General features: G+C 58.1%; 20 protein-coding genes. 5 read left to right on the forward strand and 15 right to left on the reverse strand.

The window, feature by feature from the left end:
• Window positions 1-207: 207 nt before the first annotated feature.
• The 3 genes from lexA to PU634_RS14755 all read right to left on the reverse strand — a co-directional run bounded on the left by lexA (window position 208) and on the right by PU634_RS14755 (window position 2,321).
• On the reverse strand, window positions 208-822 hold the full coding sequence (gene lexA / locus PU634_RS14745; RefSeq protein ID WP_306761521.1) for a transcriptional repressor LexA: 615 nt from the start codon (window positions 820-822) through the stop codon (window positions 208-210).
• A 78-nt stretch (window positions 823-900) separates the two neighbouring features.
• A complete protein-coding gene (gene ubiA / locus PU634_RS14750) occupies window positions 901-1,773 on the reverse strand; it encodes a 4-hydroxybenzoate octaprenyltransferase (RefSeq protein ID WP_371319608.1) in 873 nt (290 codons plus the stop codon).
• Window positions 1,773-2,321: a chorismate--pyruvate lyase family protein gene (locus tag PU634_RS14755; protein WP_306761522.1), complete on the reverse strand. Its 549-nt coding sequence runs from the start codon at window positions 2,319-2,321 to the stop codon at window positions 1,773-1,775. The genes ubiA and PU634_RS14755 overlap by 1 nt, the downstream gene beginning before the upstream one ends.
• Window positions 2,322-2,485: 164 nt before the next feature.
• On the opposite strand from PU634_RS14755, the gene PU634_RS14760 reads away from it, so the two are divergent.
• Entirely contained in the window at window positions 2,486-2,887 is a 402-nt protein-coding gene (locus tag PU634_RS14760; RefSeq protein WP_306761523.1) for a flagellar basal body-associated FliL family protein, read from the forward strand.
• On the opposite strand, the gene glpG is transcribed toward PU634_RS14760, so the two are convergent.
• The 9 genes from glpG to PU634_RS14805 form a co-directional block, all read right to left on the reverse strand.
• Window positions 2,865-3,716: a rhomboid family intramembrane serine protease GlpG gene (glpG, locus tag PU634_RS14765; RefSeq protein WP_306761524.1), complete on the reverse strand. Its 852-nt coding sequence runs from the start codon at window positions 3,714-3,716 to the stop codon at window positions 2,865-2,867. The two genes, PU634_RS14760 and glpG, sit on opposite strands and share 23 nt — an antisense overlap.
• Window positions 3,713-4,033 (reverse strand): thiosulfate sulfurtransferase GlpE, encoded by a 321-nt coding sequence (glpE, locus tag PU634_RS14770; RefSeq protein WP_306761525.1) that lies wholly within the window; start codon window positions 4,031-4,033, stop codon window positions 3,713-3,715. The genes glpG and glpE overlap by 4 nt, the downstream gene beginning before the upstream one ends.
• A 44-nt stretch (window positions 4,034-4,077) precedes the next feature.
• Complete coding sequence (locus PU634_RS14775) at window positions 4,078-4,782, reverse strand: ATP-binding cassette domain-containing protein (RefSeq protein ID WP_306761526.1); 705 nt, start codon at window positions 4,780-4,782, stop codon at window positions 4,078-4,080.
• Window positions 4,782-5,546: a high-affinity branched-chain amino acid ABC transporter ATP-binding protein LivG gene (livG, locus tag PU634_RS14780; RefSeq protein WP_371319609.1), complete on the reverse strand. Its 765-nt coding sequence runs from the start codon at window positions 5,544-5,546 to the stop codon at window positions 4,782-4,784. Before livG ends, PU634_RS14775 begins: the two co-directional genes overlap by 1 nt.
• Window positions 5,543-6,784: a high-affinity branched-chain amino acid ABC transporter permease LivM gene (locus PU634_RS14785; protein WP_306761527.1), complete on the reverse strand. Its 1,242-nt coding sequence runs from the start codon at window positions 6,782-6,784 to the stop codon at window positions 5,543-5,545. Before PU634_RS14785 ends, livG begins: the two co-directional genes overlap by 4 nt.
• Window positions 6,781-7,704, reverse strand: coding sequence for a high-affinity branched-chain amino acid ABC transporter permease LivH (gene livH / locus PU634_RS14790; RefSeq protein WP_306761528.1), 924 nt, complete (start codon window positions 7,702-7,704; stop codon window positions 6,781-6,783). The genes PU634_RS14785 and livH overlap by 4 nt, the downstream gene beginning before the upstream one ends.
• Window positions 7,705-7,787: 83 nt before the next feature.
• Window positions 7,788-8,903: a branched-chain amino acid ABC transporter substrate-binding protein gene (locus PU634_RS14795; protein ID WP_306761529.1), complete on the reverse strand. Its 1,116-nt coding sequence runs from the start codon at window positions 8,901-8,903 to the stop codon at window positions 7,788-7,790.
• Window positions 8,904-9,134: 231 nt separating this feature from the next.
• Window positions 9,135-10,160 carry an L-threonine 3-dehydrogenase gene (gene tdh / locus PU634_RS14800; protein WP_306761530.1) on the reverse strand — a complete coding sequence of 342 codons (1,026 nt, stop codon included), beginning with the start codon at window positions 10,158-10,160 and terminating at the stop codon, window positions 9,135-9,137.
• Window positions 10,161-10,171: 11 nt separating this feature from the next.
• Window positions 10,172-11,362 carry a glycine C-acetyltransferase gene (locus PU634_RS14805; RefSeq protein ID WP_306761531.1) on the reverse strand — a complete coding sequence of 397 codons (1,191 nt, stop codon included), beginning with the start codon at window positions 11,360-11,362 and terminating at the stop codon, window positions 10,172-10,174.
• A gap of 392 nt (window positions 11,363-11,754) precedes the next feature.
• On the opposite strand from PU634_RS14805, the gene rfaD reads away from it, so the two are divergent.
• Entirely contained in the window at window positions 11,755-12,708 is a 954-nt protein-coding gene (rfaD, locus tag PU634_RS14810; RefSeq protein WP_306761532.1) for an ADP-glyceromanno-heptose 6-epimerase, read from the forward strand.
• Window positions 12,709-12,716: 8 nt separating this feature from the next.
• Window positions 12,717-14,480, forward strand: coding sequence for a bifunctional glycosyltransferase family 4 protein/polysaccharide deacetylase (locus PU634_RS14815; protein ID WP_306761533.1), 1,764 nt, complete (start codon window positions 12,717-12,719; stop codon window positions 14,478-14,480).
• Window positions 14,481-14,641: 161 nt separating this feature from the next.
• Here PU634_RS14815 and PU634_RS14820 read toward each other — a convergent pair whose 3' ends face one another.
• Window positions 14,642-14,872 carry a hypothetical protein gene (locus tag PU634_RS14820; RefSeq protein WP_306761534.1) on the reverse strand — a complete coding sequence of 77 codons (231 nt, stop codon included), beginning with the start codon at window positions 14,870-14,872 and terminating at the stop codon, window positions 14,642-14,644.
• Window positions 14,873-15,091: 219 nt separating this feature from the next.
• Window positions 15,092-16,105 carry a glycosyltransferase family 9 protein gene (locus tag PU634_RS14825; RefSeq protein WP_306761535.1) on the reverse strand — a complete coding sequence of 338 codons (1,014 nt, stop codon included), beginning with the start codon at window positions 16,103-16,105 and terminating at the stop codon, window positions 15,092-15,094.
• 141 nt (window positions 16,106-16,246) lie between these two features.
• On the opposite strand from PU634_RS14825, the gene waaF reads away from it, so the two are divergent.
• Window positions 16,247-17,275: a lipopolysaccharide heptosyltransferase II gene (waaF, locus tag PU634_RS14830; RefSeq protein WP_306761536.1), complete on the forward strand. Its 1,029-nt coding sequence runs from the start codon at window positions 16,247-16,249 to the stop codon at window positions 17,273-17,275.
• 5 nt (window positions 17,276-17,280) lie between these two features.
• Window positions 17,281-18,540 carry a lipid IV(A) 3-deoxy-D-manno-octulosonic acid transferase gene (gene waaA / locus PU634_RS14835; protein ID WP_306761537.1) on the forward strand — a complete coding sequence of 420 codons (1,260 nt, stop codon included), beginning with the start codon at window positions 17,281-17,283 and terminating at the stop codon, window positions 18,538-18,540.
• A 35-nt stretch (window positions 18,541-18,575) separates the two neighbouring features.
• Here waaA and PU634_RS14840 read toward each other — a convergent pair whose 3' ends face one another.
• Window positions 18,576-20,606 carry an acyltransferase family protein gene (locus PU634_RS14840; RefSeq protein WP_306761538.1) on the reverse strand — a complete coding sequence of 677 codons (2,031 nt, stop codon included), beginning with the start codon at window positions 20,604-20,606 and terminating at the stop codon, window positions 18,576-18,578.
• Between the last annotated feature and the right edge of the window lie 40 nt (window positions 20,607-20,646).

Consider the following 20,646-nt stretch of genomic DNA (forward strand, 5'->3'; position numbering starts at 1 on the left):
AAATATAAAGAAATGGGAGATTGGGGATTGGGGATTGGGGATTGGGGATTGGGGATTGGGGATTGGGGATTGGGGATTGGGGATTGGGGATTGGGGATTGGGGATTGGGGATTGGGGATTGGGGATTGGGGATTGGGGATTGGGGATTGGGGATTGGGGATTGGCAGGCCACCATAAGTTTGCGGCCTGCCGGGTCAAGCGGGTTTGTCAGAAGTCGCCGTTGCGGATCACCCCCACCGCCAGACCTTCGATAATCAGCTCCTGGGTACGCAAGTCCACCTCAATGGGCGACAGCTCCTCGTTTTCGGGCACCAGGCTGACCTTGCTGCCCTTGCGCTGAAAGCGCTTCACCGTGACTTCGTCGTCGAGCCGGGCCACCACCACCTGGCCATTGCGGGCCTCCCGGGTCTTGTGCACCGCCAGCAGATCACCGTCCATGATGCCGATATTCTTCATGCTCGTGCCCCGAACCCGCAGCAAAAAGTCCGCCGAGGGATGGAACAGGGCGGGATCGAGCCGGTAATGACTCTCGATGTGCTGTTGCGCCAGTATGGGTTCACCGGCGGCCACCCGGCCCACCAGCGGCAGGCCCTGTTCTTCTTCCGCCTCTTCCCCGGCCAGGCGAATGCCCCGGGAAGTACCGGGCATGATTTCAATCACGCCCTTTTTGGCCAGCGCCTTGAGGTGCTCTTCCGCCGCATTGGCGGACTTGAACCCCAGCACCCGGGCAATTTCCACCCGGGTGGGCGGCATGCCGGTTTGCTGAATGTGTTCCTTGATAATGTCCAGCACCTGCGACTGGCGGGGAGTAAGGGCTTTCATGGTGAAACCTGTCTGTTTATACAGTTAACTGTCAGTATATCCAGTAATGAGTCCAGAGCAAGTCCCAAAGCCTTTCACTTACCACAGCGCCAGCACCAGACCGGCAAAGATGGCCATGCCGACGTGGTTGTTGTTAAGAAAGGCGCGAAAGCAGGGCATGCGTTCCCGGTCGCGGATCAGCCGCTGCTGATACACAAACAGTCCGGCAGCCGCCAGCAGCCCCCAGTAAAAGGACGCGGCCAGCTCAAACACCCCACCCGCCGCCACCAGCAGCAACAGGGTGGCCAGCTGCAGCAGACCCACGATCAACTTGTCGCGGCGGCCAAACAGAATAGCGGTGGACTTGACCCCGATTTTGAGGTCGTCGTCCCGGTCCACCATGGCATACATGGTGTCGTAGGCCACGGTCCAGGTGAGGTTGGCGGCAAACAGCAGCCAGAGCCCGGGGGGCAGGCTGTTGCTCTGAGCGGCAAAGGCCATGGGAATGGCCCAGGAAAAGGCAATGCCGAGAAACAGCTGGGGCAGATGAGTCACCCGCTTCATAAAGGGATAGAGCGCCGCCCAGAACAGGCCGGCAAAGGCCAGACCAATGGTGAGGGCATTGGTGGTCAGCACCAGCACAAAGGAAATGCCCACCAGCAGGGCGAAAAAGCCCAGTGCCTGGCGCTCGGTGAGTTCACCGGCGGGCAGCGGCCGGGCATGGGTACGCTTGACGTGGCCGTCGATATGGCGATCGGCGTAGTCGTTGATCACACAGCCGGCGGAACGCATGGAAAACACCCCGGCCACAAACACCAGCAGCAACCAGGGGGATGGCAGGCCCTCGGCGGCAATCCACAGCGCCCACAGGGTAGGCCACAACAGCAGCAGGGTGCCGATGGGCTTGTCGAGCCGGGCCAGAGCCAGGTAGGCGCGCCAACGCGGCCGTGAAAAAGAAGTCAGGGTGGTCATTACACTATATTCCGGTAGGGTGCCGAAGCCGGCAGAAAGAGTTCGGTCACCAGCACCCGGGCGGCACCGGTGCTGAGAGTGGAGCGCCGGGCCCAGGGCAAGGTATCGCTCAAGGCGGCATTGAACCCGGCACGGGTCTGCAACCGCCGATACTCCACCGCGGAGAGCTCGGCAAGATCAAAGGGAGTCCGTTGCAGATCCGTCGCTTCAAACATCAACTCTCCCAGCGCCTTGCTGCCCAGCCCGGCCAGTGCCGGCAATGCCGCTTGCGTGGCGGAGGAATAGAGCGAGCTGGCGTACACCCAGGGCACCTCATCGCACAACAGCAACACTTCCCGGCAATAGGCCTGCCCGGCCTGAAGGCGCTCCACCTGAGCCGGCGTGAGCGGACGCAACACCGAATCGGACAATACCTGTACCCGGAAGTGCCGGCAGTGACGACGCAGCCGCCGGGTCAGCGAGCCCGGCTCGTGCAGCCAGTCGCCCAGGGCGGATGACGCCGGTGCTGAACGGCCCCAGCGCCAGTCACTGTCGACACTGGGCGTCATGGTTGTTTGCTGAAGTGGCAAAGACATAAAAATGACTTGGGTCCTGCTTTGGCGGTAACATCACCACCGCATTTTCGGGCCATGATACAGAAAACCGTCGACGGACTTGACCGCACCGGCAAATATTTAAACAATGCCCGCTCTCTCATTGCTCGGAGACTCATATGTTTCGGTTACTTGCCCTCTGCCTGCTGCTGGCGGCCCCGGGCACGCTCAGCGCTCAGGAGGAAACGGCGGCACCCGCCGGGCCCATATACTACACCATGACACCGGACATTATTACCAACTACCAGAACTCCGGGCAAAACCTGGGCTATGTGCGGGTGGCGGTGGAGCTGATGCTGGAGCGCCCGGAGCAACTGACGGTAGTGGAAGAGAATATGCCGCTGCTGCGGGATGCGCTCAACGACTTGCTGGCGGAAAAAAGCCGGCAGGAAATCCGCTCCCTGCCGGCCCGGGCCGGGCTGGCCGATGAGGGCCGGGAGCGGCTCAACGAGCTGCTGTTGCAGGAAACCGGGCAAACGCCGGTACGCCGCCTGCTGTTTACCACCTTCCTTTATCAGTAACCCGCCGGCGATTGTCCAGCCAGGCCTGCAACAAGCCGATGAGCGCGCCGCCCAGGTGCGCCATGTTAGCCACCGGCGTGCCCAGCAGGTCGGCAAAGCCCAGCACCAGCCACACCAGCATAAACACCGCCATGCCGTCGGGCAGGCCCATGCCCCGAGCCGGGTTGAGCCGGCCGCTGAACCAGACATAGGCCAGCAGCGCATACACCACTCCCGACAGGCCGCCAAAGCGCGGGCCGCTGGCCCAGAACTGCAGCAGGTTGGGCAGCACCGCCGCCACCAGCAGCAGCACCAGCAGCTTGCCGCTGCCCAGCCGCCGCTCCACCATGCCGCCCAGGTACCACCACCAGAACAGGTTGAATACCAGGTGCATCAGGGAAAAGTGCATCAGCGCCGGGGTAAAGGCGCGCCAGAATTCGGTGCCCAGCAGCCATTCGGCCCGGGGCGGAAACGACAGCACCCCAAACATGGGCAGGCCCAGCCAGCTCAGGCCGTAAACCAGCAGGCAGGCCAGCAGCACCAGCAGATTCACCGGCCCGGTCTGGCGCAGCAGGTCGCTGATCCAGCCGGTTTGCCGGGCCCCGTCGGTAAAGCGGGCGTGGCTGTCGCCCCGCTTCCAGGACGCTTCCTGGTAGCGGGGATGAAACGGCTCGGCCAGAAAACGCTTGACCTCCCGCTGGGCCTGCTCGAAACGGGATTCGTCCACCAGCCAGATATGCACGTTACCGTCGTCGTCCTGAGTCAGCTCGCAGTGCAGGCCAAGCTCACTCAGATAGTCCACAAAGGCCTGGGCCCGGCGCGGCTCGTCGAGCACCAGCAGCGCCTTCACGACTGGCCGACCACCGGCTGGCTGCGCCGCCAGGCCTCGAAGCCGCCGTCCAGGCTGTAGACTTCCTCAAAGCCCTGATTCACCAGATACTGGGCCGCGCCCTGACTGCTGATGCCGTGATAACACATCACGATCACCGGCACGTCGTAATCCACCTCATTGGTAAAGGCCACCAGGCTGTCGTTGGTCAGGTGAAAGGCGCCTTCGGCGTGCGCCAGGGCAAAGGACTGGGGGTCGCGAATATCCACCAGCCGGGCCCGGCCCTCGCTCAGCATGATGTGGGCGTCGTCCACCGAAATATGGGCAAACTGATCCATGAATTCCTCCTCATTAATGTGGCGCCAGTGTACCCAATTCGGCTTCAGCCGCCCAGATAGGCGTTACGCACCCGCTCGTTCACCAGCAGGGCGGCACCGGTATCGGCCAGCACCACCCGGCCGTTTTCCAGCACATAGCCCCGGTCGGCCAGCTTGAGCGCCTGGTTGGCGTTCTGCTCCACCAGAAAGATGGTCATGCCCTTTTCCTTGCGCAGCCGGGCGATGGTGTCGAAAATCTGATTGATGATAATGGGCGCCAGCCCCAGAGAGGGTTCGTCCAGCAGCAGCAGCCGGGGTTTGCTCATCAGCGCCCGGCCGATGGCCAGCATCTGCTGCTCGCCGCCGGACATGGTGCCGGCGCGCTGATGACGCCGCTCCTTGAGCCGGGGAAACATGGCAAACACCTCGGCCATCAGGCCGGTGTGCTCGCGCCTGTCCACGAAAAAGGCGCCCATGTGCAGGTTTTCTTCCACCGTAAGCCGGGCGAAGATGCGCCGTCCTTCCGGCACAATGGCGATGTCCCGGCGCATGATGGCGGCGGTATCCAGTTCGGACAGGTCCTGGCCCTCAAACACCACCCGGCCCCGGGACGGCCGGGGATCGCCGCAGATGCTCATCATTAATGTGGTCTTGCCGGCGCCGTTGGCGCCGATCAGGGTGACGATCTCCCCCTGCTCAATATGCACGGTCACGTCTTCCAGCGCCTGGATCTTGCCGTAATGGGCACAGATATTGTCGACATGCAGCATCAGGCTTCTCCCAGGTAGGCGTTGATCACATCGGGATGGCTGCGCACCGCCTCGGGGCTGCCGTCCGCCAGGGGCCGGCCCTGGTTGACCACGTAAATATGATCGGAAATGTCCATCACCAGCTTCATGTCGTGCTCGATCAGCAGCACGCTGACCCCTTCGTTATCGCGCAGATCCTGGATCAGCCGGTTCAGCTCCTGAGTCTCGTTCGGATTCAGCCCCGCCGCAGGCTCGTCCAGCATCAGCAGGGCCGGTCGTGCCGCCATGCAGCGGGCGATCTCCAGCCGGCGCTGCTGACCATAGGCCAGGTTGCCGGCGGCGCGGTTGGCAAATTCGGTGAGATTGACCTTTTCCAGCCAGTAATGGGCCCGCTCCAGCCCTTCCCGTTCGGCCCGGCGAAAGCCCGGAGTTTTCAGCAGGCCGGCGAGAAAGTGGGTGTTGAGGTGGGCATGCTGAGCCACCAGCAGGTTTTCCAGCACCGTCATCTCCTTGAACAGGCGCACATGCTGAAAAGTGCGCACCATCCCTAACCGGGCAATCTTGTGGCCGGGCAGACCGGCGATGGCCTGGCCACGAAAGTTGACATTGCCGCCACTGGGCCGGTAAAAGCCCGACAGGCAGTTGAACACGGTCGTTTTACCGGCGCCGTTGGGGCCGATGATGGACACGATTTGCCGTTCGTTCATGGTAAGCGCCACCCCGTCCACCGCCACCAGGCCGCCAAAGCGCATGGTGAGGCCGGATACCTTCAGCAGTTCACTCATGATTTCAGCTCCATGTGGGGGCGATGCATCGGCAGCAGCCCTTGAGGCCGCCAGATCATCATCAGCACCATCAGCAGGCCAAACAGCAGCATGCGGTACTCGTTAAATTCCCGGGTCAGCTCCGGCAGTATGGTCATGATGATGGCCGCCAGCACCACACCAATCTGCGAGCCCATGCCCCCCAGCACCACGATGGCCAGAATGATGGCCGACTCGATAAACACAAAGGACTCGGGGCTGATAAAGCCCTGCCGGGCGGCAAAGAAGCAGCCGGCAAACCCCGCAAAGGCCGCCCCTATGGTAAAGGCGCTGAGCTTGATCAGGGTGGGGTTAAGCCCGAGGGAGCGGCAGGCGATTTCATCCTCGCGCAGCGCCTCCCAAGCCCGCCCCAGGGGCATGCGCAGCAGGCGGTTGATGATAAAGATGGTCAGCACCACCAGCACCAGTGCCAGCAGGTAGAGGAAGATCACCTTGTGCCCCGAGTTGTAGGCGATGCCGAAAAACTCGTGAAAGGGATTGTCGCCCCGGCGCTCGAACTCCAGCCCGAACAGGGTGGGCTTGGGAATGCCGGCAATGCCGTTGGGGCCGCCGGTCAGCTCGGTCATATTGTTGAGCAATATACGAATGATCTCGCCGAACCCCAGGGTCACGATGGCCAGGTAGTCCCCCCGCAGCCGCAGCACCGGAAAACCCAGCAGAAAGCCAAAGGTTGCCGCCAGGGCGCCGCCCAGCAGCAGGCAGGTCCAGAAATCCAGCCCGAAATAAGCGTTAAGCAGGGCGTAGCTGTAGGCGCCCACCGCATAAAAGGCCACGTAGCCCAGATCGAGCAGGCCAGCCAGGCCCACCACCACATTGAGGCCCAGCCCCAGCATGACGTAAATCAGGGTGAGCGTGGCCAGATCCACGGCGCCGCGCGAGCCCATAAAGGGCCATACCAGCAGGGTAGCCAGCACCAGCACGGTGACGATGCGATACAACCAGGGCTGTTCTTCGGGGGCCGGCAGGGCAAAACTGCCCTTGCGATCCGAAAGGTAACGAAAGGGTTTGCGCCACTGATCGGCAAACAGCTGGGCCAGAAATACCAGCCCCGCCCCCAGTGCCAGCCACTGCCAGCTGGCGTCCAGCCGGTTGGACACCACCAGCCGGGTGCCCGCGGTCTCCAGCCGGAATCCGAGCAGCCAGCCCGCCAGCAGCAAGAACAGGCCGGCGGCAATGAGTGAGGATTTGAGTCGGCTCATACCTTTTCCACCTCCGGTTTGCCCAGAATGCCAGTGGGCATGAACAGCAGCACGAAGATCAGCAGGCCAAAGGACACCACGTCCTTGTATTCGGTGCTGAAATAGGCGCCGGTCATGGCCTCGGTCACACCCAGCAGCAGTCCGCCGAGCACGGCGCCGGGAATGCTGCCAATGCCGCCGAGCACGGCGGCGGTAAAGGCCTTGAGCCCGGCAATAAAGCCGATGTAGGGGTTGATCACGCCGTAGTAGGAGCCAAGCAGCACCCCGGCCACCGCCGCCAGCGCCGCGCCGATAACAAAGGTCAGGGCGATAATGCTGTTGCTGTTGATGCCGAGCAGGTTGGCCATTTTCAGATCTTCGGCGCAAGCACGGCAGGCCCGACCCATGCGCGAGCGGGAAATAAACAGCGACAGCAGGGTCATGGTGATAAAGGTCACCACAAAGATAATGAGCTGCATGTAGGACAAGGTGGCCTGAAAGCCCTCGTTGCCAAAACTCCAGCCGCCGGGCAGCAGGGAAGGAATGGCGATATCCCGGGAGCCCTGGGCCAGGCGCATCATGTTCTGCAGAAAGATGGACATGCCGATGGCGGAGATCAGCGCAATCAGCCGCTTGCTGCTGCGCAGCGGCCGGTAGGCCACCCGCTCGATAGAATAACCGTAGACACTGGTCAGGATAATGCTCACCAGAAAGGCAGCGCACAGCAGCAGCGCGGTGCTGTCAATACCCAGCATGGTCAGGGCGGTCATCACCATAAAGGCGGCGTAGGCGCCGATCATGTATACCTCGCCGTGGGCGAAGTTGATCATGCCGATAATGCCGTACACCATGGTGTAACCGATGGCGATCAGCGCATAGGTGCTGCCAATGGTCAGGCCGTTAAGCAATTGCTGAATAAAATAAAGAAGGGGCTCGGACATACAACCTTTCCTTGTCGTTGCACAATGAGCGCCGTCAGATCAGGCGGAGCAGGCTCCGCCTGTTGACGATAAAATGACCGGAGTTACAGTTGGGTGGAGGTGCCGTCCTTGTGCCAGGCGAACACACCGAACTCAAAACCCTTGAGGTCGCCTTTTTCATCCCAGGACAGCGGGCCCATCACGGTGTCGACCGGCTCGGCCCGCAGCGCGGTGGCCACCGCTTCCGGATCGGCACCGGCGCGTTTAATGCCCTCGGCAATAGCCTCCACCGCCGCATAGGTGGTCCACACAAAGGGGCCGGTGGGATCTTCGCCCCTGGCCTGAATGGCCGCCACTATGTCGGCGTTGGCCGGGTCGAGGTCATATTTCTTGGGCAGGGTCACCAGCAGGCCTTCGGAGGCGTCGCCGGCGATGGAGGTGATGTCTTTATGGCCCACGCCTTCCGGTCCCATAAAGCGGGCCTTGAACCCCTTTTCGGCGGACTGGCGCAAAATCAGCCCCAGCTCCGGGTGGTAGCCGCCGTAATAGACGAAGTCCACCTGCTCCCGCTGCAGTTTGGCGATCAGCGCCGAGAAATCCTTGTCGCCGGAGGTGATCCCCTCATAGGCCACCACATTGGCACCGGCCTCCTTGAGTGCATCGCGCACACTGGACGCCAGCCCTTCACCGTATTGCTTCTTGTCGTGAATAATGGCGATGCGCTCGGGTTTGACCTGCTCCACAATATAGTGCGCCGCGGTGGGGCCCTGATCGCTGTCGAGGCCGATGGTGCGCATCACGAATTCCAGACCCCGCTCGGTAATGGCCGGGCTGGTGGCCGCCGGAGTGACCATCAGAATGCCTTCATCGTCGTAGACGTCCGACGCCGGCAGGGTGCTGTCGGAGCACAGGTGGCCGGCCACGAACTGAATGCCGTCGTTGACGATGCGGTTGGCCACCGCCACTGCCTGCTTGGGATCACAGGCGTCGTCGTACTCCACCGCTTCCAGGGTATGCTCGCCCAGCTTGCCGGACTTGTTGATCAGCTCCACCGCCATGCGGCCGCCGGTGAACTGCATGTCGCCGTACTGGGCCACCGGACCGGTAATGGGGCCGGCAATGGCAATCTTGATGATCTCGGCCTGTGCAGAGAACGCTGCGCCATACCCCAGGGCCGCAAACACCGCCAGTGCCACCGCCTTTTTATTCCTTGTCACCATACGAACATCCTCTATTCGAAATCGGGTAGCCGGAACGGCTCCGGCCGTCTTCTCTGTTCTAACCCTTGTACGAAATTAGCACAAGAGGAAAATGCTTCGAATGGGACTGGGGACTGGGGACTGGGGACTGGGGACTGGGGACTGGGGACTGGGGACTGGGGACTGGCAATATGGTAAGAGAGTCGCCTCGGTAACAAGGGCCTGCACTTACAGGCCCTTGCGATAACCGGCTTACTGCCAGTCGAGGATCACCTTGCCGGACTGGCCGGAGCGCATGGTGTCGAAGCCCTGCTGGAAGTCATCCACCTTGAAGTGGTGGGTGATGATGGGGCTCAGATCCAGGCCCGACTGGATCAGGCTGGCCATCTTGTACCAGGTTTCAAACATCTCCCGGCCGTAAATGCCCTTGAGCACCAGCCCCTTGAAGATCACCTGGTTCCAGTCAATGGCCATGTCGGAAGGCGGAATGCCCAGCATGGCCACCTTGCCGCCGTGGTTCATCTTGGCCAGCATGTCCTGGAAGGCCGCCGGCACACCGGACATCTCCAGACCTACATCAAAACCCTCGGTCATGCCCAGCTCGGCCATCACATCATTCAGGTTTTCACTGGCCACGTTCACCGCACGGGTCACACCCATTTTGCGCGCCAGCTCGAGGCGGTAATCATTGACGTCAGTGATCACCACATGGCGCGCGCCCACATGGCGGGCCACGGCGGCAGCCATGATGCCGATGGGGCCGGCACCGGTGATCAGCACGTCTTCACCCACCAGATCAAACGACAGCGCGGTGTGCACGGCGTTGCCGAACGGATCGAAAATGGCGGCCAGATCGTCGGAGATTTCATCGGGCAGCTTGAAGGCGTTAAAGGCCGGGATCACCAGGTATTCGGCAAAGGCCCCTTCCCGGTTGACGCCCACGCCCACGGTATTGCGGCACAGGTGAGTACGGCCGGCCCGGCAGTTGCGGCAGTGGCCGCAGGTGATATGGCCTTCACCGGAGACCCGGTCGCCGATTTCAAAGCCGCGCACTTCCTGGCCGATGGCCACCACCTCGCCCACGTATTCGTGGCCCACCACCATGGGCACCGGAATGGTCTTTTGCGACCAGTCGTCCCAGTTGTAGATGTGAATGTCGGTGCCGCAGATGGCGGTCTTGCGGATTTTAATCAGCAGATCGTTGTGCCCCAGCTCGGGCGCGGGTACGTCTGTCATCCAGATGCCGGGTTCGGCTTTCAGTTTTGCCAGTGCTTTCATGGTTTTTCTCCTCAGATCACGCCCAGTTCACGGCCCACTTCGGTAAAGGCCGCAATGGCCCGATCCAGCTGCTCGCGGCTGTGGGCCGCCGACATCTGGGTGCGAATACGGGCCTGGCCCTTGGGCACCACCGGGAAGGAAAAGCCGATAACGTAAATGCCCTTCTCCAGCAGCCTGTCGGCCATTTTCGCCGCCAGGGCGGCATCGCCCAGCATCACCGGAATGATGGCGTGATCCTTGCCGGCCAGGGTAAAGCCGGCGGCGGTCATTTTTTCTCTGAAATAGTCGCTGTTTTCCCGCACTCTTTGCCGCAGATCGTCACCGTTTTTCAGCATCTCCAGTACCTTGATGGAAGCGGCTACAATGGCCGGCGCCACCGAGTTGGAGAACAGGTAAGGCCGGGAGCGCTGGCGCAGCCAGTCGATCACTTCCTTCTTGCCCGAGGTGTAACCGCCGGAGGCGCCGCCCAGGGCCTTGCCAAGGGTGCCGGTGATGATGTCGACCCGCTCCATCACCTGGCAGTATTCATGGGTGCCCCGGCCCTGTTCGCCGACAAAACCCACGGCGTGGGAGTCGTCCACCATCACCAGGGCATTGTACTTGTCGGCCAGATCGCAGATGGCCTTGAGGTTGGCGATGACGCCGTCCATGGAGAACACGCCATCGGTGGCAATCAGCTTGAAACGGGCACCGTCGGCCTCGGCCTGTTGCAGGCAGGCTTCCAGCTCGGTCATGTCGTTGTTGGCGTAGCGGTAGCGTTTGGCCTTGCACAAACGCACCCCGTCGATGATGGAGGCATGATTGAGCGCATCGGAAATGATGGCGTCTTCCGGACCCAGCAGGGTTTCGAACAGGCCGGCATTGGCGTCGAAGCAGGAAGTGTAAAGAATGGTGTCTTCCATACCCAGGAAGGACGACAGCTCGGCTTCCAGCTGCTTGTGCAGATCCTGGGTACCGCAGATAAAGCGCACCGAGGCCATGCCGAAACCGTGGCTGCCCAGGCCCTGCTGCGCCGCCTCGACCAGGGCCGGATGATTGGCCAGTCCCAGATAGTTGTTGGCGCAGAAGTTGATCACCTCCTGCTCGCCCACGCGAATGGCGGCACTCTGGGGGGAACTGATCACCCGCTCCTTCTTGTAGAGACCTTCCGCTTTGGTGTTTTCCAGCTGCTCGCTTAAATAAGCATAAAATGCCGACGACATAACAAACTCCCGTTTTCCATGTGGCTATCTGGGTTTAACTCAGACCATTTTACTACCTCATTATGCGATACTCATAACTTATTCCGCGCATACCCGCTATTTGTGAAAGGGATCACCGGGCTCGGCCGCCAATGCCCGATAATGTGCCGGAAGGTGGCGCAAAACGAGTCCTTTTATTCGAAGCAAACGGACGGCACGAAACACAGCTCCACAGGACCGGCTTCTCCGGACAACGTCGCGGTGCTTCATCGAATAATAGAAGGCATTGTGCGCCCGGGCCCGCCGGCAACCGCCCTTGGGGTTAGTTTTTCGCGGCGCAGGCGTGGTAAACTGGCGCCAATTTTTGTTCGAACAGCCGAACATGCGGTTCGGTCAGCAAGAGGCAGACAGAGATGATCATTGTAACTGGCGGTGCCGGCTTTATTGGCAGCAACCTGGTAAAAACCCTGAACGAGCAAGGCCGCACCGATGTGGTGGTGATCGACGATCTGACCGACGGCACCAAGTTCGTCAACCTGGTCGACCTGACCATCGCCGACTACCTGGACAAGGACGAGTTCCTGCACCGTATCGTGTCCGGCGACGAGTTCGAGGAATGGGGCGGCATCGAGGTGATCTTCCACGAAGGCGCCTGCTCCGCCACCACCGAGTGGAACGGCAAGTTCATGATGGAGAACAACTACGAGTACTCCAAGGATCTGCTGCACTACTGCCTGGAGCGGGAAATTCCGTTTATCTACGCCTCTTCCGCCGCCACCTACGGCGGTCGCAACGACAACTTCATTGAAGAGCCGCAATACGAACAACCGCTCAACGTCTACGGCTACTCCAAGCAGCTGTTCGACCAGTATGTGCGCCGCCTGATGCCGGAGATCAGTTCCCAGGTGGTCGGCCTCAAGTACTTCAACGTGTACGGCCCCCGCGAGCAGCACAAGGGCAGCATGTCGAGCGTGGCTTTTCACCTCAACACTCAGCTGCACCAGGGCGAAAACCCCAAGCTGTTTGAAGGCTGCGACGGCTATGGCAACGGCGGCCAGATGCGCGACTTCATCTATGTGGGCGACGTGTGCAAGGTCAACCTCTGGTTCTGGCAGAACCCGACCGTATCCGGCATCTTCAACTGCGGCACCGGCCGCGCCGAGCCCTTCCAGCACGTGGCCGAGGCGGTGATCAAGTATCACGGCAAGGGCGAGGTGGAATACATCCCCTTCCCCGACCACCTCAAGGGTCGTTACCAGAGCTTTACCCAGGCCGACCTCACCAAACTGCGCGCCGCCGGTTACCCCCACGAGTTCAAAACCGTGGCCGAAGGTGTGGCTGAGTATATGAGCTGGCTGAATAAATAAGGCATTCCATGAACATTCTGATGGCGTTATCTCAGCTCGAGGTGACCGGCGCGGAGGTATATGCCACCACGGTGGGCGATGCGCTTGGCGCACGCGGCCACCGGGTGTTTTATGTCTCCGACACCCTGACCAAGCCACATCAGGGGGAATTCTTCAGACTGCGCTTTAACAAACGCAGTATTCCCCGTCGTTTCTGGCACGTGGGCTACCTGATTTACCTCATCAGAAGGCATCGCATTCAGCTGGTGCATGCCCACAGCCGCGCCTCCAGCTGGAGCTGCTACGTGGCCTGCAAGCTGACCGGCACTCCCATGATCACCACAGTGCATGGTCGCCAGCCGGTGCATGCTTCACGCAAGAAGTTTCACGCCCTGGGCGACCGTGCCCTGGCGGTGTGCGAAGCGGTGCGGGATCAGCTGATTACCGGGCTGGGCGTTGCGCCCGAGCTCATTGCCATCGGCCGCAACGGCATCGACACCCAGCGCTACCAGCCGGTGCCACCACCCGCCAACGACAAACCGGTGATCAGCATTATTGGCCGGCTCACTGGCCCCAAAGGCGAGCTGTGCTACCAGCTGTTGGACCAGTGCCTGGACCTGGACCGCTATCAAGTGCAAATCGCGTCTGGTTCACGAGTGCCCGAACGTTTCCATCGCTTTCAGAATAAGGTTGAATTTCTCGGCTACGTGCAGGACGTGCCCGGACTCATGGCCCAATCCGATCTGGTCATCGGCGCCGGCCGGGTGGCCATGGAAGCCATACTGATGCAACGGCCGGTGTTTGCCGTGGGTGAAGCCGAGGCCGTGGGGCTGGTGACTCCCGACAACATTCAGGCCGCCATGGCAAGTAACTTCGGCGATATTGGCCCGAACGATCTGGATATCGACTTTACTACCCTGCCCACTCAAATTACCGCAGCTCTGGACACCCGCTTTGACAGCGTCGCCCTGGCCGATAGCGTAAAAGCCGCCTATGACCTGCAAGCCGTGACCAGTGAGCTGGAAGCTCACTACCAGAGCGTGATCGTGCATCGGCTGCGGCGGGAAGTACCCATCATCATGTATCACCGCTTCATAAAGGATGACAGCGAAAAAGGTGTGCATGGCACCTATCTGCATGTGAACATGCTGGAAAAGCACTTCAAATTGCTGAAACGGCTGGGTTATGAAACCCTCACCTTTGCCGATCTCGCCGACAACGGTCTGGCCAGCCGGCTGGAAGCCGGCAAGAAGTACATCATCATCACGGTGGATGACGGCTACAAGGACAACTTTGATCTGCTGTTTCCGCTGCTGAAAAAGTACGGCTTCAAGGCGGTGATCTACGCCGTTACCGGAGAAAGCTTTAACCGCTGGGACGTGGAAAACCCCGACAACCCGGAAAAAACCGTGGAGCTGATGACCCCGGACCAGATAAAGGAAATGGCCGCCTCGGGCCTGGTGGAGTTTGGCGGCCATACCCTGACCCACCCCAAACTGGATCGGCTCGACCGGGAGCAGCAACACGCCGAAATCGCCGGCAACAAGGCACAACTGGAGCAACTATTGGGGCATTCACTCCATTCGTTTGCCTATCCCTACGGCATTCATAACAACGACAGCAAGCAACTGGCCAAAGAGTTGGGTTACCCCTTTGCCGTGGCCACCAACAGCGGCCCCTTGGCCATGCACGAGGACCCCTGGCAGATCCGCCGCATCGCCATCTTCCCCCGCACCGATGCATTCGGATTGTGGCGGAAGATTAAAGGGAATTATGTGTTCAGGAAAGCTTAAAATAATATTTAAAGACACTCTGTATGTTATAAAGGAAAGATGTTGAACATAAAAATCTAGCTCAGAAACAAAATCAAAGTTCAATCTGGAAACCGTTTACAAATCCATCCTCCCACCAGATTCAGAGGGTGTGAGATTTTTATGAAAGAAAAAACAACTCTCTATTCATTGAAGAAAGTTGCAACATCAAGAATATGAAAATTGAAATACTGGGAGATGACTGCACTATTCATATTGGTGCGGGAACAGCCAACACCGGCAACTGCAAACTCTCCTGTAGAGAGCGAGGCACAAAACTGGCCATTGGCAGAAACCGTCTTTTTGCTCACAACGTGATGATATTTACCAGTGACGGACATGAAATTTATGAAAATGGCCATCATATCAATCATGCTGGTAACATTGTCATAGGTGACCACGTATGGCTTGCAGAAAATGTCATGGTTCTTAAAGGATCCGAGATAGGCAGGACAGTGTGATCGGTGCCAATTCGGTCGTTACCGGAAAGCACGATAAAAACATCATTGCCGCAGGTGTACCGGCCAGAAAAATAAAAGAAAATATATCATGGAATGAGAAGCTGACATTTTAATGCCAGCTTCATCAAAACTCTATCCAATCATTTTTCCAAAATATGATTTCAAAGCCTGTTCAAAATCTGCAGACTCAATATTATTAACATTCTGAATTCCACCACTATCCTTTCGGGCAAAAACAACAACAGCGAGGCTCGACCTGGGACTCCACTCAGAGAAGTTGCCTTCGTCCTCATTATAAATCCCAAGCAATGGCTTATTAAGCCCACTGGCTATATGCACAATGGCAGTATCGACAGAAATAACGGCATCCGACAAGCGTACGATCTCAATCGCATCTTGGATGGTTTCAGCACAACCGACTGTAAATACTCGCTCTTCTCCGAGCTCATGACACCATTTTTCCACTTCCAGCTTGGTATCTGGCGTCGACATCAGGCAAACCTGCCATGCCGGCTTATACTTTCCTATCTGCTCAACCAGCATGGATACACTGTCAAAATTAAGGCGCCGGCTGCTGCCACTGCCATACGGGTTCAACGCTATAACAGAAGAATCTGGCCACTCACCCTGTATAAGCAAGCGCCGCTCACCATCTTCAGGAAGAATATACTGACAGTCCGGCAAAGAGATCCCAAGCAAGTTGAGGGCATAAGCAAATTTTTCTGAAAAATGGCGCCCCTTGGTAGCCTCACCAAGCTTAATGTTCACCATATTCAAATCATCGTCTAGTCCCATTACATTACTGGCTTTGAGGCAATGAAGAAAATAGATATCCTTCATTTTAAGATGCTTGCCGAGGTGAATAACCAAGTCCACAGCTCCAATTTCAGAGGCCAGTTCTTTCAACTCAGCATAACTCGGCCGTTTTTTACAGCAGTAAACATTATCCACCCCAAAGTGCTCCTGATACAGGGTAGCCATATGCGGGGCAGTAATCACATCAATGCAAATATCCGGCCTAAAACGCCGTAATTCTCTAAAGAAAAACGACGAAACAATGGAATCACCAATTTTGGCATCCCAACGAACTAACAACACCCGCTTCACCTGAGCCAGATCACCTCCGGATGAAGGCTTGTCAAACATAAGCCTGCCCAGATTCCGACGTAGCTGATCCCTGAATAGCTGCGAACGGGAAATGAATCGTCTAAACACTGCGCATTACCATGGAGTGGGCCGGACGCCGATTGTATAATCCCCCCACACCAAAGACAAAGTAACAACGCCATGAAAATTCTGGTTATAGGCCCGTCTTGGGTCGGAGACATGGTGATGTCCCAGAGCCTGTACATCACCCTGAAAAAGCAACACCCCGAGGCCAAGCTGCATGTGATGGCGCCGGCCTGGTGCTGTACCCTGCTGGAACGCATGCCGGAGGTCGACAGGGCCATAGTGATGCCGCTTGGGCACGGCGAATTCAGGCTCAGCGAGCGTTTCAGGCTGGGCAGACAACTGGCAAAAGAGGGCTATGACTGGGCCATAGTTCAGCCCAACTCGCTGAAATCGGCGCTGATCCCGTTGTTTGCCGGTATTAAAAAGCGTACCGGCTGGAAGGGCGAATCCCGCTACGGCCTGCTCAACGATCTGCGCAGCAACAGGCGGGACTTTCCGCTGATGGTGGAGCGCTATAATGCCCTCGCCTACCCCAGATCCCAAATGCAAAGCCACCAGAATATTCCCGAGCTGCCCTGGCCGGCCCTGACGGTAGATGGACAAAACCAGCAGACCGCGCTTACTGCATTCGGTCTGAACACAGCCCGGCCGGTGCTGAGCCTGTGCCCCGGCGCCGAATTCGGCCCCGCCAAGCGCTGGCCCGAGCAGTACTACGCCGAGGTGGCGCAACAGCAGATTGAGCAGGGCCGGCAGGTGTGGATTTTCGGCTCCGCCAAGGATCTGCCGGTAGCAGAAGCCATCAGGCATTATTTACCTGCTCACCAGCAGCAATATTGCCATGTGCTGGCGGGTAAAACCTCACTGCATCAGGCCATCGACCTGCTGGCACTGAGCGCCGCCGTGGTGTCCAACGACTCCGGACTGATGCATATCGCCGCCGCCCTGCAACGGCCGCTGGTGGGGGTGTATGGTTCGACCTCGCCTCAATACACGCCGCCGCTGGCGGAAAAAGTGGCCGTGGTGCATACCGATATTGAATGCCGGCCCTGCTTCAAGCGAGAGTGCCCGCTGGGTCATCTGAAGTGTCTGAAAGAGCTGCCGCCCCAGCGCGTGATTGATGCACTGACCCGTCTGGCGAGCTGACCACCATGATTTATCGACTGGCGTACAACCTGCTTATTCACCTGTTCAGTCCGCTGCTGCTGGCCCTGCTGTACCGGCCCCAAAGGGGCAAGCCCGGTTTTGGCAAACGCTGGCCGGAACATCTGGGCCTGGTCCCCCCCACCACCGGCCAGCGGCCGGTGTGGCTGCATGCGGTGAGTGTGGGTGAAATGGTGGCGGCCACCCCACTGATCAAGCAGCTGAAGTCCGAACATCCGGAGCTGCCGGTGCTGGTGACCACCACCACCCGTACCGGTGCCGATCAGGCCGCAAAGCTCGGAAATCTGATCGAGCATCGCTATGCGCCGCTGGACTTTCCCTGGGCGGTGGCGCTGTTTTTACGCCGGGTCCGGCCCCGGGCATTACTCATTATGGAAACCGAACTGTGGCCCAACTGGCTGGCCGCCTGCGGAAAACGCAGCTTGCCGGTCATGGTGCTCAACGCTCGTCTCTCTGCGCGCTCTGCCGACAGATACCGGAAATTTCACCGCATTTTCCGCCTGTTATCCCAAAATATTACGCATATTGCCTGCCAGTACCAAGACGATGCCGACCGCTTTGCCGGCCTGGGCATGCCGAAACACAGGCTGAGCGTGACCGGCTCCATCAAGTTTGATATCGACTACGACGATGACGTACGAAACCAGGGTCAAATGCTGCGTGCGCAACTGGGAGAAAAGCGCCCGGTATGGATTGCCGCCTCCACCCATGAAGGGGAAGACGAGCAACTGCTGGACGCTCACAAAAGCCTTTTACAGCGTTTTCCTGATGCCCTGCTGATCCTCGTGCCCCGCCATCCCCAGCGCTTTGAACAGGTGGCGGCTCTGGTGCGGCAACAGGGGCTCAGCCTGCACCGCCGAACCGGAGGGGAGCACGATGCAGACTTTCAGGTCTATCTGGGGGATACCATGGGCGAGTTGCCGCTGATGCTGGCGGCAGCCGATGTGGCCTTTGTGGGGGGCAGTCTTATTGAACACGGTGGTCATAACCTGCTGGAGCCGGCAGCCCTGGGCAAGCCGGTGCTGACCGGCCCCTCAACCTTTAACTTCAGTGATATTCACCAGCGCCTTGAAAACCACAATGCCCTGCTCACGGTGACTGACTCAGACTCTATCAGCCATGCCCTGGCCACCTTGATGGCAGACAAGGCATACCGGCAAACCCTCGGCCACAATGCCAGGCTGACAGTCGAAAATAACAAAGGCGCCATCGCCAAAACGATGGCGCCCCTGCAAACTTTTCTCTGACTTCATGAGCGGCTGACCGCCGCTCGGTATATTCACTAATTTTTCAGCCGCTCTAGCAAGATTCGATAGTGATCCGTCTCCCGATACTTCCGGTACAGCAGCTCGCTGCCCCTGGCATTAAGGTGGTCATTATCAAAATACAAGGGGATCCCGTCCAGCTGGCTGACACACTTGCCCCCTGAACAAACCAGGTTATTTAGGCGTATAACCAGCAATTGCGGATATCTGGCCTCCATCTCCGCGATGACCCGATTGGCATAAGCCTGCCGCAGTTCGACTTCAGCCTTGTCCATGTCGCAGTCTATATCGCCCATCCAGACATACCTGGCTTTTTTCACCAGACAATTGCTGGGCTCAAAGGAATAGGAGGGCACCTGCTCAAACAACACCGGTCGCTTGTTGCTGTCGATCAGGCCTTTGATGGTGGCCTCCATGCCCTTTCGAAAGGCCCGCCGGCTGTTTTCTACCGATTCGGTGTAATCGCTGCTGTCCCCAAGAAAGACTCGACTGCCCTTCTCTCCTTCAGAGCGGGTTGTTTCCGTATACATGGCCCAACGGCCGGCCAGAAAAACCAAGGAGGCTTCGGACGCTTTGATTGTATCAAACAGCGCGTTGTTTCTGTCGGTACATTCGGCCTCCGGACGGCCATGTTTGATCAGATCCACACCGATAAAGGGAGGACAACCGCCAGCACCACCATAAAGTGCATAGAAACCATTATCCCTTCCCAGTTGCTCAATAAAGGAACGGAAGTGCCCGGCATGGGAGTCCCCCCATAACAAGGCACCAGGCCTGGCAGGGAGGAGGGTTTCATCACCAACAGGTATCGGCTCAAAAGGCCGATAACCCGCATCAGCTGCGACAACCTTCACTACATCATTAAAGCTTGAGACGGAAATCTCGTACAACGCCAAAGCCTGTTCGGGCATTCTTTGCTGGTACCCTTCATTTTTCTTGATATCCTTTGCAACCAGCACCAGAGCAACAACCGGAATAACAAAATAACCCAGCCACACCCAACGGCCTTTAATTTTCAGGTATCTGCAGGGCTTTTCAACGTATTTCCAGGAAACAAAGGAAAGCAGCAAGGTCAGCAAGGCACATAAAATATACCCTGCCCCCTCAATTGCGTTGAAATAATAACGATAAAGTACCAGCACCGGCCAATGCCAAAGATAAAGCGAGAAGGAAAGCCGGCCAAACAATGCCAACCCCCGATTGCTGAGTAAACGATAGATGAATCCTTTTCTTAGCTCACCATTCAAAATGATCAAAGCGCTTGCTATTGATACCATAAAGGCATTCAATCCGGGAAATATCGCCTCCTTGTCGAGCCATACGAAGTACCATGCCAGGATTACTGCTCCCATCATTCCCAGACAAGCGATGGCAGACTCACGGGAAGAGAAAGAGCTCCCCCTGTCATGTACCAGCATGCTCAACAGAGCACCCACCAGCAGTTCGCTCCCCCGATACTGGATCAGGTAATACGCCGACGCCTCATTGGTACGGGCGGCATATTCAGAAATCCCAACCAAAGCCAGCATGACGATGAAAAAAATCCATTTACGAGTGGGAGGTGAAAAAAACTTTATTGACAGAAAAAGCAATAATGGCCAGGCAAAATAGAACTGCTCTTCTACCGACAATGACCACATATGCAACAGCGGCATATTCTCTGCTGCAGGTGCAAAGTAGCCAGAGTTTCTTTCAAAATGAACATTGGCAATAAATACACTGGCATAACGAATGCTGTCGGCAAGCCGCACCAGATCATCCGGCGTAAGAATCAGCCATGCAACCAGCAGGCTGGATATCGACACCAGATAAAACAGTGGCAATATCCGCTTAATTCGCTTGACGTAAAACTGTAAAAAAGAAAAGTTATTAGTCGTCATTTCCGAATAAATGATTCGAGTGATAATGTATCCGGAAATCACAAAGAACACATCCACTCCAATAAATCCTCCAGGTAGCCACTGGTTATTGAAATGGAACAGTATTACCGTTAACACGGCAATGGCCCTCAGACCGTCAATGTCAGGCCGGTAAGTTGTAAATGCCACTATATTTCCCGCTGCAAGCGCCAGGCCATCAACATGGCCC

Origin of the sequence: Oceanimonas pelagia (assembly GCF_030849025.1) — a bacterium.
GTDB lineage: Bacteria > Pseudomonadota > Gammaproteobacteria > Enterobacterales > Aeromonadaceae > Oceanimonas > Oceanimonas pelagia.